This window comes from Mesorhizobium amorphae CCNWGS0123, from assembly GCF_001686985.1.
Taxonomy (GTDB): Bacteria; Pseudomonadota; Alphaproteobacteria; order Rhizobiales; family Rhizobiaceae; genus Mesorhizobium; species Mesorhizobium amorphae.
On the sequence record NZ_CP015318.1, the window covers coordinates 4,816,523 to 4,832,834 of the forward strand.

The window sequence follows — 16,312 nt, forward strand, 5'->3', positions numbered from 1 at the left end:
AGGCTACGCCAGTTTCTCCTTCAGGAAAGCTACCGTCCGTCCCCAGGCCAGATCCGCCGCCTTCTTGTCGTAGCGCGCCGCCGAGGTGTCGTTGTTGAAGGCATGATTGACGCCGTCATAGACATAGACCGTGTATTTGACATGGGCCGCATCGAGCGCCTTCTTGTAGGCATCGATACCGGCATCGATGCGCCCGTCCAGCCCCGCATAATGCAGCAGCAGCGCCGCCTTGATCTTCGGCACATCCTCGGCTTTCGGCTGCATGCCGTAATAGGCGACCCCGGCGCTGAGGTCCGGCGAATTGACAGCCAGCGTGTTCACCGTACCACCGCCCCAGCAGAAACCGACGGCGCCAACCTTGCCATTGCCGTCCTTGTCGCCCTTGAGGAACGCGACCGTTGCCACGGCATTGGCTCCTGTCTGCGCCGGATCGAGCTTCGTGAACATGTCGCGCGCCTTGTCCTCGTCGCCTGGCGTTCCGCCGAGCGGCGACAAAAAGTCCGGCGCCAGTGCCACGAACCCCTCCAGCGCCACGCGCCGCGCCACGTCCCTGATATGCGGATTGAGTCCCCTGTTCTCATGCACAACGATGACCGTGCCGAGCTTGCCGGTCTGGTCCGCCGGCTTGACCAGATAACCTTTCATCTCGCCGCCGCTGCCGGGATAGGTGATGTCCTGCCCCTTCACCCGCGGATCGTCATCGGCCACGATCGCCGCCTGGGCGGAATTTGCCGCCAGCAGCGGCACGATCGCGGCGGCCGCGGCGCCCGATCCGGCAAGCCTGGTCAACTGTTCCATGAAACGGCGGCGGTCGAGCGTCAGATGCGTGTATTCGTCATAGGCATCGATCATCGCCTGGGTGATGGCAGGCCTGGCGGTTCCGGGGCCGGTGGCTGATCTTGTCACGGCGTACTCCTCATTTTGGGATGACCTCGCTGCGCAAGATAGGGTCGGGGCCGGCATGGTCCAGTCCCGGATCAGTGAGGTGGTTGTCGCAGTAAACCGCAACGTCAGTTGGGTTGTCCTGAACCAAGGCCCGCAATTCTCCCGTTGCGTCTGCGAAAATCGGTTCCGACTTTCGCAGACGATGCTGTAGGGTGCAGGTGGGGGGAACAGCCGTAGTCTTGCGGCTATGCCGAGCTTGGGTGGGATATGCTGGCAAACAGGGTGGGGAAATGGCGCACGCTTGGGCTGATGGCCCATTTCGCGACCGAACCGCTGACGGCTGCACATAGCGCACATAGCGCCTTCGGCCCTTTCATCCGGATCGACTACCCGCATTCGACCGCGGCAAAGCCGCGCCGCATCTTCATGATCGCCGACGCCGGCCTCTACCGCACCATGCTGTCCGACACCGTGACCTGGCGCAACATCCAGATCAACGGGCGCGGCAAACGCGGACACGCTTCGAACCGGCTCTCCTATGGCATGACGCGGCTGCGCGGTGAACGTCACGAGCACTATCGCAAGCTGTTCGCGCCACCGCTCAAGCGCCCGGCAATCATGCCAATGAGCCCGGAAATGGCGCGCATCGCCGCCGATCAGGTCGCAACCTGGCCGGTCGGCACGCCGTTCGCGCTCACCGAAGCCGCCAAGACGATGGCCAAGCATCTGGCGATCGGCCTGCTGTTCGGCGACGACCACGAACGCGCCATGCCTATCGCCGAGATGATCGCACGCCAGATTCGGGCGAGCTGGATCGTTCCGGGTCCGGCCTTCTTCAGCTGGATCAGGGAAGCCGAGGCGCAGGAACGCGCCATCCTGGCCTGGGCTGAGGAAAAGCGCGGCGACAAGGATGCCCAAGACATCCTGTCCATCCTGGTCAACAACACCGACGAGGCGGGCCGACCGCCTTCCGTGGCGCTGATCGGCGGCATCGTCAGCTTCGTTTTCGGCGCCGCCTACGACACATGCCAGAACGCACTGGCCTGGACGCTGATCCTGCTCACCCAGCACCCCAACGCCATGGCAAGCCTGGTGGCCGAGATAGACGGCGCCCTCGGCGACAGGCCCGCGACGATGGACCGGATCGGGACCCTGCCATTGCTCGATGCAACGATAAAGGAGGCGATGCGGCTTTTCCCGCCGGTGCCGCTGATGATGCGCAAGGCGACCCGGGCAACGATGCTTGGCGGCGAATCGATCGCCATGAACGAAGGCGTGCTAATCAGCGCGCTCACCATCAACCGCGATGCTTCGCTCTATCCGGACCCCGACAGCTTTCATCCGGGGCGCTGGGCCTCGATCAAACCGTCGCCGTTCCAGTACCCCGTCTTCGGCGCCGGCGGCCATATGTGCCCTGGCATCACCTTCGGCCTGCAGATGATGAAGATCGCCCTGGCGACCATCCTGTCGAAGCGCTCGGTGACGCTATCGCCCGCCGCGCGGATCGCTTATCGCACCAGGATAACACTGGCGCCGACTGGCAACATTGACGTGATCATGCGAGAGCGCGGTGAGCCTGTCCGTACGGATCAGGCGCGCGGCCGCTTCCGCCAACTGGTCGCGCTTCCAGCGCTAACATAGGAACCGCCGATGACCGCGCAGCAAAACATGGTCCGCATCTATGACCGGGTCATGAAAAGCAGCAAGCAGCGCCGCTACTATGGCGGAAGCGGCTTCTACAATTTCGGCTATTGGGCGACCGGCGCGGCATCGCAGCGCGAGGCCAGCGAAGCGTTGGTCGACACGCTGCTGGCGCGGCTGCCAGGCAAGGGCGGCGCCATCCTGGACGTCGCCTGCGGGCTTGGCGCCTCGACCAGGCATTTGCTGCTCTCCTATCCGCCGCAGGCGGTCACCGCCATCAACATCTCGGCCGCTCAAGTCGCAACAGCTCGCCAAAATGCTCCCGGCGCGACGGTGCTGCAGATGGATGCAGTCAAGCTCGACTTTGCCGACGAAAGCTTCGACGCGGTGATCTGCGTCGAGGCGGCCTTCCACTTCGACACCCGCGCGGCCTTCCTCGCCGAGGCCCATCGCGTGCTCAAGCCCGGCGGTGCGCTTGTCCTGTCCGACATCCTGTTCCGAAGGTTGTTCGCGTCCGGAGTTTCCGACCGCCTCGGCGTGCCAAAAGCCAATCTCGTCGCCGACATTCCGTCCTACAAGGCGCAGTTCGGCGCCTTGGGTTTCACCGATATCGCCGTCGAGGACGCTACCGATCAGTGCCTCGGCGGCTTCCGCCGCAGCCTCGTCGCATGGCCAGGGTCGGAATACCGCAAAGGTGCGATGAGCTTCACCACCAGTCTTGCCAGCGCCGCTGTCTGCCGCCTCATCGCAGGTTATTTCGGTGCGGTCTCAAAGTCCTATCTGCTGGTTTCGGCACGAAAGCCTTGAGGCGCCGAACCAGGCTTCGGCGGCACGTCAAAAAAACGGCAGGTGCAAACCCTCCTTATCTCAGTCTGAAAATATCGATATTATCGATCATCCGAAGGTATCCTACACTTTCTGGAAACCATGCATCGAGACGCGCAAGCGCCGCCTAATGCAATTAACCACCTATTAGAAGTTGAAACTCAGGGTAGGGTTTGAATATCGGCAACCGCATTTTGGGGGCGGCTTGCCCTTCTCGCCTTTGTCAAAACCCCTGCTTGGACATGGCATGTCGGTCTTTCACGGACGGACGCCGGGCGGCGAATTGATCGGCAGAAGGCCCGGCCCTCCGTCAAGAAGAAGGCGTCACGATCATGATGCGCGTCATCTCCTGTGTGACAATGGAGCACAACCTCTGGCTGGTGCTTGTCGCCGCGCTGGTCTGCAGCGCCGGTTCCTGGGCGACGATCAGACTGTTCCTGCGCGCTCATGAGGCCACCGGCCTGCAGCAGATCGGCTGGCATTTCCTGACCGCGGTCAGCGCCGGGTCGTCGATCTGGTGCACACATTTCGTCGCCATGCTGGCTTACGACCCGGGCGCGCCCATCGCCTTCGATCCGGTGCTGACGATCGCCTCGCTGTTCCTTGCCATGGCTGGCACCGCTGCCGGCTTCATCGCCGCGACCGGCCATGCCCCCCGCATTGCTCCCATCGTCGGCGGCATCATCCTCGGCCTGGCGATCTCAGGCATGCACTATACCGGCATGGCCGCCTATCATGTCGACGGCATTGTCGAGTGGGACACGACCTATGTCGTCGTCTCGGTCGTGCTCTCGGTGTTGTTCTCGTGCCTGGCGATCAACGTCGCCCTGAACGACCGCATATCCGGGCACAAATACCTGGCTGCCGCCATTCTGGTCGCGGCCATCGTCAGCCTCCATTTCACCGCCATGGCGGCAATGCAGGTGACGCCGCTGGCACTGCACGGCGACTACACCAACCCCGCCGCCCTGCGGGCCATGGCGCTTGGTGTCGCCGTCGCCGGGCTTATCGTGATCGGCACCGGCCTCGCGAGCTACCTGATCGACGATCGCACGCGCTCGGAAGCCTTTCGCCGCTTGCACCATCTGGCGATGAACGACACGCTGACCGGCCTGCCAAACAGGGCGAACTTCAACGAGTATCTCGACCGCGAGATCGACCGCGCCAGGGAACTCGGCGGCAAGGTGGCAATTATCGGCATCGACCTCGACCGGTTCAAGGAAATCAACGATCTCTGGGGCCATGGCGCCGGCGATCTGGCCCTGAAAACCCTGGCTGGACGGATGAGCGCGCTGCTGCAGGACGGCGAATTCGTCGCCCGTCTCGGTGGCGACGAGTTTGCCGCCATCAAGCGCATGAAAGGACAGGCCGACCTCCTGGATTTCGTGTCGCGGCTGGAAGCGGCACTCTTTGCGCCGATCCGGATCGACGATTTCGAAGCCGCTGCCGGCGCCAGCCTCGGCGTCGCGATCTATCCCACCGACGCGCACAACCGCGAAACCCTCGTCAACAACGCCGATCTGGCGATGTACCGCGCCAAGGCGAATGTGACGCAGACCGTCTGTTTCTACGAGCAGGCCATGGACGAGGCCGTCCGCGCCAACCGCGCGCTTGCCAACGACCTGCGCGAAGCGGTGGAGAACGGCCAGCTCGACCTGCACTACCAGGTGCAGACCTCGGTCTCGACCGGCGACATCCGCGGCTATGAGGCGCTGCTGCGCTGGAAGCATCCGACGCGCGGCAACATTCCCCCGATCGAATTCATCCCGCTGGCCGAGGAAAACGGCCTGATCCTGCCGCTCGGCGAATGGGTGCTGCGCACCGCCTGCGCCAAGGCTGCCTCGTGGGAGCACCCCTACAAGGTCGCCGTCAACCTCTCCCCGGTGCAGTTCGCCCATGCCGACCTGCCGAAGCTCGTCCACGAGATCCTGCTCGAGACCGGCCTGCGCCCGAACCGGCTCGAGCTGGAAATCACCGAATCCACCATCATTGCCGACAAGAACCGCACCTTGACCATCTTGCGGCGCATCAAGGCGCTGGGCGTCACCATCGCCATCGACGATTTCGGCACCGGCTACTCTTCGCTGGAAACGCTGCGAGCCTTCCCGTTCGACAAGATCAAGCTCGATCGCTCGTTCATGTCCGAGGTCGAGACAAGCCCGCAGGCCAAGGCTATCATCCGCGCCGTGCTGGCGCTTGGCCAGAGCCTCCACATCCCGGTGCTGGCCGAAGGCGTCGAGACGCACAGCCAGCTGTCGATCCTGCGCGCCGAAGGCTGCAACGAGGCGCAAGGCTACCTGCTTGGCCGCCCGGCGCCGTTCGGCGAGATCTTCGCGCTGATGCATGGCCACAACGGCATCGCCGCAACCGCGCTTGCAGCGCCTGCGCAGGCTGTTGCGTAGACGATAGCACGCCAAGATTCAGGTCAGGCTGAGTCGAGAATGGCGGTTTCCGAGAACCGGAGCGGAGCGTACTTAAGTACGTGAGCACCGGAAGCGTAGGAAACCACCGTTCGCAGGCCGGCCTCACCTGAATCTATTTCGGCAGCGTGTAGGCCATCACATAGTCGCCTGGCTTGGTGCCGACCGAGCCGTGGCCGCCGGCAACGATGACCACGAACTGGCGCCCGTCGGCGACCGTATAGGTCATCGGCGTCGACTGGCCGCCGGCCGGCAGTCTGGCTTTCCAGAGCTGCCTGCCCGAAGTCAGATCATAGGCGCGCAGATAGTCGTCGACCGCCGCCCCAAGGAAGGCGACACCGCCGGCGGTGACCATCGGTCCGCCAATGCCGGGCACGCCGACCTTGAACGGCAGCGGCAGCGGCGTCATGTCGTAGACGGTACCGTTGCGGTGCTTGTAGGCGATCTTGCCGGTCCTGAGGTCGACGCCAGCCACATAACCCCAGGGCGGCGCCTGGCAGGGGATGCCGAGCGGCGACAGGAACGGTCCCATCACCACCGCATAGGGCGCGCCTTCGTTGCGGTTGAGCCCTTGCTCGCTGCCGCGCCCTTCATCCGGCGGCGGCACCTGGTCGCGCGGGATGAGCTGCGACTTGAACGCCAGATAGGTCGGCATGCCGAACATCACCTGCCTGACCGGATCGACGGCGACGCCACCCCAGTTGAAAGTACCGAAATTGCCGGGATAGATCAGCGAACCCTGCACGGACGGCGGCGTATAGCGGCCTTCATAGCGCAGGCCTTGCAATTCGATGCGGCACGCCAGCTGGTCGAACATCGTGATGCCCCACATGTCGGCGCCGGTCAGCGGCTTCGGATTGAAGGAGAGATCCGATTCCGGCTGCGTCGGCGAGGTGTGGTCGCCCTCGATCGCGCCGCCCGGCGCCGGCACTTCCTTGACCGGAACGATCGGCTCGCCGCTGCGCCGGTCGAGCACATAGAGGTCGCCCTGCTTGGTCGGCCCGACCAGCGCCGGCACGACGCCGCCAGCGGTGGTGATGTCGACCAGCGTTGGTTGCGCCGGCACGTCCATGTCCCACAGATCGTGGTGCACGGTCTGCCGCACCCAGCGCACTTTTCCGGTGTTGAGATCGAGCGCGGTGATCGAGGAGGAGAATTTCTCGACATTGGCGCTGCGGCCCATGCCGAGCTGGTCCGGCGTCTGGTTGCCGAGCGGCACATAGAGCAGGCCGAGCTTCTCGTCGGCGCTCGGTGTCGACCACATGTTGGGCGAGTTGTTGGTGTAGGTTTGGCCCGCCGGCAACGGCGTCGTCTGGTCGGGATTGCCGGAATCCCAGTTCCACAGCAAGGCGCCGCTGTCGACATCGAAGGCGCGGATGACGCCGGATGGCTCCTCGGTCGAGTAATTGTCGTTGACCGCACCGCCGACGATGATCTTGCCGCCCGATATCAGCGGCGCCGAGGTCGAGTAGTAATAGCCCGACTTCGGATAGGGCATCCCGGTCAGCAGGTTCAGCGTCCCGCCTTCGGCAAAGGACGGGCAGATCTCCCCGTTCGCGGCGTCGAGGGCGATCAGCCGCGCGTCGGAGGTCGGCAGATAGACGCGCGCCGCACACGGCTGCCCGGCGGCGATCTTGGCGTCGGCATAGTAGGACACGCCGCGGCAGGTCTGGTGCTGGCGGTCCTTGTCCAGCTTGATCTTGGGATCGTAGCGCCATTTCTCCTTGCCGGTCGCGGCATCGATGGCGATGGCGAAATTATGCGGCGTGCAGATATAGAGCGCATCGCCGATCTTCAGCGGCGTCACCTGATAGGTCGTCTCGCCGATGTCGTCGGGGCCCTTTATGTCGCCGGTGCGATAGGTCCAGGCCGGCTGCAGATTGGCGACGTTGTCGGTGGTGATCTGGTCGAGCGGCGAGTAGCGCTGGCCATATTGCGTGCGGCCGTAAAAGTGCCATTCGCCTGCAGGCACATTGCCGCCGAGATCGGCCGTCGGCGTCACCTTGTCGGCGCTGAGTTGACCGGCGATGTCCTTGGGATCGGCGGTCATCGAGTAACCGGCCACCGCAAGCGAGGCCAGCACCGCCAGGATGAGCGGCGCCCGCCCGTCGGGACCGGTGAGCCCCCGCCTCGCCCAAGGCGTCAAAAGCCACAGCGCCAGGAGCACGATGACGCCGCCGCGCGGCCCGAGCTCCCACCAGTCGAAGCCGATCTCCCAGACCGCCCAGCACAGCGTGCCGATGACGATCGCCGCGTAGAGCCACAACGCGATGGATTTGCGCCTGTAGAGCAGCCAGCCGGCGAGCAGGAAAGCGAGACCGGTAATGACGTAGTACCAGCTGCCGCCGAGCGACGCCAACCAGATGCCGCCGCCGCCGAGAATCAGACCGATGAGAGCAAGGACCACGGCGGTGAGGATGGTTGCCATAACGACACTCCTTCAGGCGCAGCAGGCGAGCGGCCGAAAACCGCCGTCTCGAAATGGAAACGCAGCCCGCTTTCGATTCTGTTTCATCTCGCCGCCGCAGTTTTCCGCCCGCTCGCGCGAGGTGTCAAATTAGCAGGACAGTATGTTTTGATACCGCGGGCATCGTTCCGGCATGTGCTTAGGCCCTGTTGCTGTTCACGTCGAAATGACCGGGATGCCGGTTGCCATTCTTCTGCCCGTTGTCGGGCGATGCTATGCTTTGCCTATGAAAGCCGATGCCGCCTCGTTGCTCGAACGGGCCCGCCACGCCTATGGACAGCGGGCATGGGCGGATGCATTCGAGCTGCTGCGGGCAACCGACGAGATCACGCCTCTCGTCGCTGAAGACCTCGAACGGCTGCTCTGGACGGCCGGCATGCTGGACCGCGATCAGGACATCTTCGCCGCCGGCGAGCGTCTCTTCAACATGCATATCGAAGCCGGCCGCGACGATCAGGCGGCATATTGGGCGTTCTTCCGTGGCTTCCGGCTTTTGACGTTGGGCGAGGAAGGCCACGCAACTGCCATTATCCAGCAGGCGCAGCGCCTGGCGGATGGCTATGGCCGCGAGTGCGCGGCGCATGGCTATCTGTTGTTGCTGTCGGCACAAAAGGAACTGATGACCGGCAACGACCCGGCGTCGGAGGCGCTGGCAAGACAGGCGCTGGCGATCGGCGAACGCTGCAGCGACATCGACCTGATCGCCTTCGCCAGATGCTATCTCGGCCGCGCGCTGGTGCGGCAGGGCCGGGTCGAGGAAGGCATCGCCTCGCTCGACGAAGCCATGCTGCCGGCTGCCGGCGGCAAGCTGTCACCCGTTGTCACCGGCCTCGTCTACTGCAACCTGATCGCCGCATGCCGGCAAGTCTATGCGTTCGATCGTTCGCGCGAATGGACCGAGGCGCTGTCGAACTGGTGCGGAGCCCAGCCGCAGCTGGTTCAGTTCAACGGCGTCTGTCTGCTGCACCGTGCCGAGATTATGGAGTTGAACGGCGCCTGGCAGGATTCGATTGCCGAGGCGCGGCGTGCCACGCGCCTGCTTGCCCATTCCAGCGGCAACGAAGCGGCAGCTGGCGCGGCCTACCAGGAGGCCGAAATCCATCGGCTGCGTGGCGAGTTCGCCGCCGCCGAGGATCTTTATCGCGCCGCCAGCCGGCTCGGGCTCGAGCCGCAGCCCGGCATGGCGCTGCTGCGCCTCATGCAGGGCCGGGCCGAGCAGGCAGCGGCAACCATTCGCCGCGTGCTTGCCACGACCAAGGCGCCGCTCGGCCGTGCCCGTCTGCTGCCGGCGCTGGTCGAGATCACGATGGCCGCGGGCGCTGCCGACGAAGCGCATGAAGCCTGCGAAGAGTTGGAGATGATCGCCGGCCGCTTCGCCACCGACATCCTGGCCGCAATGGCCGCGCAGGCGAAAGGCCAGATCGAGATGGCTGGAGGTGATGCCGCGGCGGCGCTTGGCCATTTCCGCGCCGCCCTGACGACCTGGCAGCGCGCCGGCGCTCCCTATCTTGAGGCGCGTCTGCGCGTGCTGGCCGGCCAAGCCTGCCGCATGCTTGGCGACGAGGACGGCGCCGAACTGGAATTCGAGGCCGCCAGCTCGATTTTCACCGCGCTGGGCGCGGCACCCGACCTCGCCCGTGTCGATCAGTTGATCCAGCCGGCTTCTACGCCCTCGCATGGCTTGACGCGGCGCGAGATCGAGGTCCTCGGCCTTGTCGCCACAGGCAAGACAAACAGGCTGATCGCCACAGACCTCGGCCTCAGCGAAAAGACCGTCGACCGACATCTCAGCAACATCTTCGACAAGCTGGCGGTCAACTCGCGCGCCGCCGCGACAGCCTACGCCTTCCAGAACGGCCTGCTCTGAAGTCCGAAGGATCGCGTGCACGACGATCCAAGAGATCGCGTGCGCGACGATCCGAGATCGCGCGTGGGGCATGGGGGAAAATCCCCATGCCGCTTCTTTTCCGTCGTGAGGTATCTCCCCGAAGCGCCGCCGCGTCGGATCGCTATTTTCGCTCCATGGCTGACGACAACCGCATGGAGCGATCATGAACCAGATTTCGACACCTCGCCCGACTTCAAGCCCCGTACTGAAACCGCACGGCCGCGTCGGCATCACCCAGACCAGGGCGCGCGCCGGTTCCTTGCTGGAACCGGGAGCAGCGTTCATGCAACTGGAGGCTGGCGCCCTGCAGGCAGCGGGCAGCCAAGTACCATCGGACGAAGAAAGGCGGCCCGCGCTCAGGGAAGAGCATGTCGACGTCGTCGTCATCGGCGCCGGCCAGAACGGCCTGTCCGTCGGCTACCATCTCGCCCGCAAGGGCGTGAAGTTCGTCATCCTGGAGGCACGCGAACGCGTTGGCGACATCTGGCGTTCGCGCTGGGATTCGCTGCGCCTGTTCACGCCGGCACGCTTTGACGCGCTGATCGGCATGCCCTTCCCCGCTGAACGCTATTCCTTCCCGACCAAGGACGACATGGCCGACTATCTGGAAGTCTATGCGAAAAAGTTTTCCCTGCCGGTGCGCACCGGCTTCAAGGTCGACGAGGTGACCCGTTCCGGCGACCGCTACATCGTCTCTGCCGGCCAGACCCGGTACGTCGCCGGGCATGTCGTGGCCGCGGCCTCGAGCTACCAGAAGCCGAAGATCCCGGATTTCGCGGCGTCGCTCGATCCGTCGATCCGGCAATTTCACTCGGGCGTCTACAAGAACCCTGGGCAGCTCAATCCGGGCAGCGTGCTGCTGGTTGGTGCCAGCAATTCCGGTGCGGAAATCGCCATGGATCTCGCGGCTACGCATCAAGTCTGGCTGGCCGGCCGGCATCCCGGCCACATCCCCGTCGCCTACAATGGCTATTTTGCCATGCGTCTAGTGCTGCCGGTCGTCCTCCGCATCGTTTTCCACCGCCTGCTCACGGTCGACACACCGATGGGCCGAAAGGCCAAGCCGCAGCAGCTGTCGCATGGCCTGCCGCTGATCCGGGTCAAGCCGCAAGATCTGGATGCCGCCGGCGTCCGCCGGGTCTCCCGCGTCGCCGGCGTCCGGGACGGCAAGCCGATGCTCGACGACGGCCAGCTTCTCGACGTTTCGAACGTCATCTGGTGCACCGGTTTCCGGGCCGGGCTGGATTGGATCAAGCTGCCGATCTTCGACGACAGCGGCCGGGTGAAGCAGTATCGCGGCGCGGTGGAGGGCGAACCCGGCCTCTATGTCTGCGGCCTGCATTTCCAGCACTCGACCTCGTCCACCATGATCCATGGCGCGGCTCGCGATGCCGGCTATGTGGCGGACAAGATCGGCGAACGGATGCGGGCGGCCGCCCGGTAAGGGCTGACGGACGGGCTTTTGAACGCATAGTCGGGCGCCGGGGCGGCAATATTCGCACGGCGCCCGGCAATTGCGCTGACAAATGAGAACAAAACGGAGACACTTCTGGCCTTTCGCTGCCGAATCACTACATTCGGGGCGATGTCCGGCTTTTCGGAAGACATGCCCTTTTTTGACGAACCGAATGCGCGGCCCGCGGCCCCGTCCGGCATCGCCGCGCGTGCCATGGCTGCCCGCAGCGGTCAGAACAGCGCGCCCGACTATCTGAAAGGGTTGAACCCCGAGCAGCGGCTGGCGGTGGAAACCACCGAAGGCCCGGTCCTGGTGCTGGCTGGCGCCGGCACCGGCAAGACGCGTGTGTTGACCACCCGCATCGCCCACATCCTCGCCACCGGCAAGGCGTTCCCCTCCCAGATCCTCGCCGTCACCTTCACCAACAAGGCCGCGCGCGAGATGAAGCAGCGCATCGGTTTCCTGATCGGCGAAGGCAATGTCGAGGGCATGCCCTGGCTCGGCACCTTCCACTCGATTGGCGTCAAGCTGCTGCGCCGCCATGCCGAACTTGCCGGACTCAAATCCGACTTCACCATCCTCGACACCGACGATGTCGTGCGCCTGATCAAGCAGATCATCCAGGCCGAAGGGCTGGACGACAAGCGCTGGCCGGCCAAGCAGTTCGCCCAGATGATCGACGGCTGGAAGAACAAGGGGCAAGGTCCGGCCGACATCCCTGAGGGCGACGCGCGCAGCTTCGCCAACGGCAAGGGCCGCGAGCTCTACAAGGCCTACCAGGATCGGCTGCAGACGCTGAACGCCTGCGACTTCGGCGACCTGCTCTGCCACCCGATCCGCATCTTCCGCGCCTATCCGGATGTGCTGAAGGAATACCACAGGCGCTTCAAATACATCCTCGTCGACGAATACCAGGACACCAACACCGCCCAATACATGTGGCTGCGGCTCTTGGCGCAGCGGCCGGAAGGCAAGCCAATCTCCCCCCATGTGGGGGAGATGTCCGGCAGGACAGAGGGGGGCGCGAAGGATCGCGGCGCTTCCAATGTTCGTGGCGGAGAGGCTGGCGGGACAGCGCCCCCCTCTGTCGGCTTCGCCGACATCTCCCCCACAAGGGGGGAGATTGGGCGCGCTTCGGCTGAAGCTCGCGCCACCGTCAATATTTGCTGCGTCGGCGACGATGACCAATCCATCTACGGCTGGCGCGGCGCCGAGGTCGACAACATCCTGCGCTTCGACAAGGATTTTCCCGGCGCCACCATCATCCGGCTGGAGCGCAACTACCGCTCGACCGCGCACATCCTCGGCGCCGCCTCACATCTCATCGCCCACAATGAGGGCCGCTTCGGCAAGACGCTGTTCACCGACCGCGACGAGCCCGAGGACGACAAGGTGCATGTCCATGCCGCCTGGGATTCCGAGGAAGAGGCGCGCGCCGTCGGCGAGACCATCGAGGCCTACCAGCGCCCCGACAAGCAAGGGAACCGGCATAATCTCAACGACATGGCGATCCTTGTCCGCGCCTCCTTCCAGATGCGCGAATTCGAGGACCGCTTCGTCACGCTCGGCCTCAATTACCGCGTCATCGGTGGCCCGCGCTTCTACGAACGCCTCGAAATCCGCGACGCCATGGCCTTCTTCCGCGTCGTCGCGCAAGGCGCCGACGACCTCGCCTTCGAGCGCATCGTCAACGTGCCGAAACGTGGCCTTGGCGAGGCCACCATCCGGCAGATCCACGACACGGCGCGGGCGCTTCGCATTCCGATGCTGGAGGCGGCCGCCAAGCTCGCCGAGAGCGACGAGCTGAAGCCAAAGCCACGCGCCGCCTTGCGCGAGGTCGCGGCCAATTTCGAACGCTGGCAGAAGGCGCTGGAAACCACGCCGCACACCGAACTCGCCGAGACCATCCTCGAGGAGAGCGGCTACACCGACATGTGGAAGAACGACCGCTCGGCGGAGGCGCCGGGGCGGCTGGAGAATTTGAAAGAACTGATCCGGTCCATGGAGGAATACGAGTCGCTGCGCTCCTTCCTCGAACATGTCGCGCTGGTCATGGACGCCGAGCAGAATGCCGAGCTCGATGCCGTCAACATCATGACGCTGCATTCGGCCAAGGGCCTCGAATTCGAGACCGTTTTTCTCCCCGGCTGGGAGGAAGGCCTGTTCCCGCATCAGCGCGCGCTGGATGAAGGCGGCCGCTCCGGCCTGGAGGAAGAGCGCCGGCTGGCTTATGTCGGGTTGACCCGCGCCAAGAAGAACCTGCATCTGTGGTTCGTCTCCAACCGCCGCATCCACGGTCTTTGGCAATCGACCATCCCGTCACGCTTCCTCGAGGAACTGCCGGAAGCCCATGTCGACGTCGCCGAAAGCGGCAACTCCTACGGCGGCTACGGCAACAACTATGGCGGCGGCTCATTCGCCTGGGGTCGTGGCGGCCGGCAAAATCCCTACGGCGCCTCGCGCTTCGACAATATTGCCGAGGAAAAATCCTTCTCCAACACCTATGCGACGCCCGGCTGGCAGCGCGCGCAGGCCAACCGCACCGAAGCCACCGACCGCAACTGGGGCTCGCGCTCCGGCCATCAGGTCGAGCGTATCGGCTATGGCGAAACCGACTCCGGCCACGGCGCCGGACGCACCTCGGTCAAGGGCCGCACGATCGACGGCGAGCTGGTCGCCAAATCCGTTGCCGACAAGCCGTCGGCCTTCAGCGTCGGCGACCGCGTCTTCCACCAGAAATTCGGCAATGGCAACATTTCGGCCATCGAAGGCAACAAGCTGACCATCGACTTCGACAAGGCCGGCCAGAAACGCGTGCTGGACGGGTTTGTCGCGGCGGTGTGAGCAGCCTGAAAATACCTGCGTTCACCGATACCGCGCCTGGTTCCATTTATGGCCAAGCAGCGACAGGATGATGATCAGGCCGTTGAAGAACTGCACGTAGAAGCCGCTCAATCCCGCCGCCACGACACCTGTCTGGATGAAAGACACGGTGACCGCCCCGATCGCGCCGCCGACCACGGTGCCGATGCCGCCCCAGGTCGGCGTGCCGCCGACGAACACGGAGGCCAGCACAGGCAGGAGATAGCCGTCACCGGCGGTCGGCCACCAGGTGAAGTTGATCATCACCGAGAAGGTCCCGGCGATCGCAGCCCCAATGCCGACGAAGACGAACACTTTCACCCGCACGCGCTTGACGTCGATGCCCATCTGCTGAGCGCTGTCAGGATTGTCACCGACCACCCTCACCTGCGCGCCGAAGCGGTGGCGGTTGTAGAGCATCGCCGACAGCACGACGAAGCCGATGGCCCAGAAGATCTGCACCGGAATGCCCCACACCTGGCTGGAGAAGATCGTGTAGGCCCGGCTGTCGGCAAGGCCGGTCAGCGCCATCGACTTGCCCTCGTTGATGATCTGGATCAGGCCGCGCAGCAGGAAATTCATGCCGAGCGTGGCGATCAGCGACGACAGCCCGCCATAGACGACCAGCGACCCGACCAGGAAGCCAAGCAGCGTGCCGGTGACGATTGCGGCGGCTATGCCGAGGAACGGATCGTAGCCGGCCTGCACCACCAACGCGAAGACCCAGGAAGCAAAACCCATCGTTGCCGGGAACGACAGGTCGATCTCGCCGCAGGTGACGACGAAGACCAGCGGCACCACCACGAACAGTGCCACCGGCAGCGTGGTCAGCACGGAACTGTAGAGATACCAGGTGGTGAAGACGGTCGGGTTGGCGATCATGAACACCGCCATCATGACGATGAACACGCCGAGCGTGCCGAGCGAAGCGCGGTTGTCGATGACGAAACCGCGCAGCCAGTGGTCGGATGGGTGTTTCCACTCTGTCCGGGCCGGTTCGCCGTGCGTGCCGCCGAGGGGGCTCTGCAGATCGGGTTCCATGGTCTTGCTCATCGCACTCGCTGCTCCGTTTCGCCGGCGTCATGCAGCCCCGCCAGTCCGCCTGGGTGTGCCACGTTTTCCATGAAGTTGATGAGATCCTCGGCCGACTTGACCTCGCTGCGGTCCGCAGTCAGTGCCACCTTGCCGCGATCGAGCACGACGAAACGGTCGGCGATGTCGAAGACATGGTGGATGTTGTGGCCGATGAACAGGATCGAGCGGCCGCTCGCCCGCACCTGGCGCACGAAATGAAACACCTTGGCGGTCTCGGTCAGCGACAGTGCCGTCGTCGGCTCGTCAAGGATGATCAGCTCCGCCTGCTTGTAGATGGCGCGCGCGATCGCCACGCCCTGGCGCTCGCCGCCCGAAAGCTGGCCGACGATCGAGTGTGGCGTGAACACTTTCGAGGTGAAGCCGATCTCGCGCATCAGCCGGGTCGCCTCCTCGATCTCCTTGCCGACCTTGAGCCAGCCCATGAAGCTGGTCAGTTCGCGGCCCATGAAGATGTTGCGCACGATGGTCTGCTGCACGGCCAGCGCCCGGTCCTGGAACACCGTCTCGATGCCGGCGTCGCGTGAGCGCGCGGCACTCCACCCGGTGACCGGCTTGCCGCGAACGAGGATCTCGCCGCTGGTCGGCTTGACCACGCCGGACAGGATCTTGATCAGCGTCGACTTGCCGGCGCCGTTGTCGCCGATGAGGCCGACCACCTCGCCACGGTCGACGCTGAGATTGACCCCGCCAAGCGCATAAACCTGGCCGTAGGATTTGCTGATGTCGCGCAGTTCGATGATGCGTTCGGCCATGGCGGTCCTCGCTTCGTTTTC

At 64.6% G+C, this 16,312-nt stretch carries 10 protein-coding genes; 6 read left to right on the forward strand and 4 right to left on the reverse strand.

What is annotated here, in order from left to right:
• Positions 1-3: 3 nt before the first annotated feature.
• The gene (locus A6B35_RS22815; RefSeq protein WP_050900825.1) at positions 4-852 is read right to left on the reverse strand and encodes a dienelactone hydrolase family protein; all 849 of its coding nucleotides are present in this window, start codon (positions 850-852) and stop codon (positions 4-6) included.
• 300 nt (positions 853-1,152) lie between these two features.
• Here A6B35_RS22815 and A6B35_RS22825 point away from each other — a divergent pair, with 300 nt between their 5' ends.
• The 3 genes from A6B35_RS22825 to A6B35_RS22835 all read left to right on the forward strand — a co-directional run bounded on the left by A6B35_RS22825 (position 1,153) and on the right by A6B35_RS22835 (position 5,753).
• Positions 1,153-2,526 (forward strand): cytochrome P450, encoded by a 1,374-nt coding sequence (locus A6B35_RS22825; protein ID WP_065518259.1) that lies wholly within the window; start codon positions 1,153-1,155, stop codon positions 2,524-2,526.
• A gap of 9 nt (positions 2,527-2,535) precedes the next feature.
• A complete protein-coding gene (locus A6B35_RS22830; protein ID WP_006204903.1) occupies positions 2,536-3,333 on the forward strand; it encodes a class I SAM-dependent methyltransferase in 798 nt (265 codons plus the stop codon).
• Between the two features lie 350 nt (positions 3,334-3,683).
• Positions 3,684-5,753, forward strand: a complete 2,070-nt coding sequence (locus A6B35_RS22835) for a putative bifunctional diguanylate cyclase/phosphodiesterase (protein ID WP_006204902.1) — start codon at positions 3,684-3,686, stop codon at positions 5,751-5,753.
• A gap of 133 nt (positions 5,754-5,886) precedes the next feature.
• Here the strand turns inward: A6B35_RS22835 and A6B35_RS22840 are convergent, their stop codons facing one another.
• Positions 5,887-8,199, reverse strand: a complete 2,313-nt coding sequence (locus A6B35_RS22840; protein ID WP_006204901.1) for a glucose/quinate/shikimate family membrane-bound PQQ-dependent dehydrogenase — start codon at positions 8,197-8,199, stop codon at positions 5,887-5,889.
• 265 nt (positions 8,200-8,464) lie between these two features.
• On the opposite strand from A6B35_RS22840, the gene A6B35_RS22845 reads away from it, so the two are divergent.
• The 3 genes from A6B35_RS22845 to A6B35_RS22855 all read left to right on the forward strand — a co-directional run bounded on the left by A6B35_RS22845 (position 8,465) and on the right by A6B35_RS22855 (position 14,426).
• Positions 8,465-10,105 (forward strand): helix-turn-helix transcriptional regulator, encoded by a 1,641-nt coding sequence (locus tag A6B35_RS22845; protein ID WP_006204900.1) that lies wholly within the window; start codon positions 8,465-8,467, stop codon positions 10,103-10,105.
• 184 nt (positions 10,106-10,289) lie between these two features.
• The gene (locus A6B35_RS22850) at positions 10,290-11,570 is read left to right on the forward strand and encodes a flavin-containing monooxygenase (RefSeq protein WP_244426038.1); all 1,281 of its coding nucleotides are present in this window, start codon (positions 10,290-10,292) and stop codon (positions 11,568-11,570) included.
• A gap of 141 nt (positions 11,571-11,711) precedes the next feature.
• Entirely contained in the window at positions 11,712-14,426 is a 2,715-nt protein-coding gene (locus tag A6B35_RS22855; protein WP_065518260.1) for an ATP-dependent helicase, read from the forward strand.
• A 21-nt stretch (positions 14,427-14,447) separates the two neighbouring features.
• On the opposite strand, the gene A6B35_RS22860 is transcribed toward A6B35_RS22855, so the two are convergent.
• The gene (locus tag A6B35_RS22860) at positions 14,448-15,497 is read right to left on the reverse strand and encodes an ABC transporter permease (RefSeq protein ID WP_006204896.1); all 1,050 of its coding nucleotides are present in this window, start codon (positions 15,495-15,497) and stop codon (positions 14,448-14,450) included.
• Positions 15,494-16,291: an ATP-binding cassette domain-containing protein gene (locus A6B35_RS22865; protein WP_006204895.1), complete on the reverse strand. Its 798-nt coding sequence runs from the start codon at positions 16,289-16,291 to the stop codon at positions 15,494-15,496. Before A6B35_RS22865 ends, A6B35_RS22860 begins: the two co-directional genes overlap by 4 nt.
• Between the last annotated feature and the right edge of the window lie 21 nt (positions 16,292-16,312).

Bases quoted from the DNA above. Each gene is read 5' to 3' on its own strand.
- A6B35_RS22815 (WP_050900825.1), bottom strand. From the start codon at position 852: ATGATCGATGCCTATGACGAATACACGCATCTGACGCTCGACCGCCGC.
- A6B35_RS22825 (WP_065518259.1), top strand. From the start codon at position 1,153: ATGCTGGCAAACAGGGTGGGGAAATGGCGCACGCTTGGGCTGATGGCC.
- A6B35_RS22830 (WP_006204903.1), top strand. From the start codon at position 2,536: ATGACCGCGCAGCAAAACATGGTCCGCATCTATGACCGGGTCATGAAA.
- A6B35_RS22835 (WP_006204902.1), top strand. From the start codon at position 3,684: ATGATGCGCGTCATCTCCTGTGTGACAATGGAGCACAACCTCTGGCTG.
- A6B35_RS22840 (WP_006204901.1), bottom strand. From the start codon at position 8,199: ATGGCAACCATCCTCACCGCCGTGGTCCTTGCTCTCATCGGTCTGATT.
- A6B35_RS22845 (WP_006204900.1), top strand. From the start codon at position 8,465: ATGAAAGCCGATGCCGCCTCGTTGCTCGAACGGGCCCGCCACGCCTAT.
- A6B35_RS22850 (WP_244426038.1), top strand. From the start codon at position 10,290: ATGAACCAGATTTCGACACCTCGCCCGACTTCAAGCCCCGTACTGAAA.
- A6B35_RS22855 (WP_065518260.1), top strand. From the start codon at position 11,712: ATGTCCGGCTTTTCGGAAGACATGCCCTTTTTTGACGAACCGAATGCG.
- A6B35_RS22860 (WP_006204896.1), bottom strand. From the start codon at position 15,497: ATGAGCAAGACCATGGAACCCGATCTGCAGAGCCCCCTCGGCGGCACG.
- A6B35_RS22865 (WP_006204895.1), bottom strand. From the start codon at position 16,291: ATGGCCGAACGCATCATCGAACTGCGCGACATCAGCAAATCCTACGGC.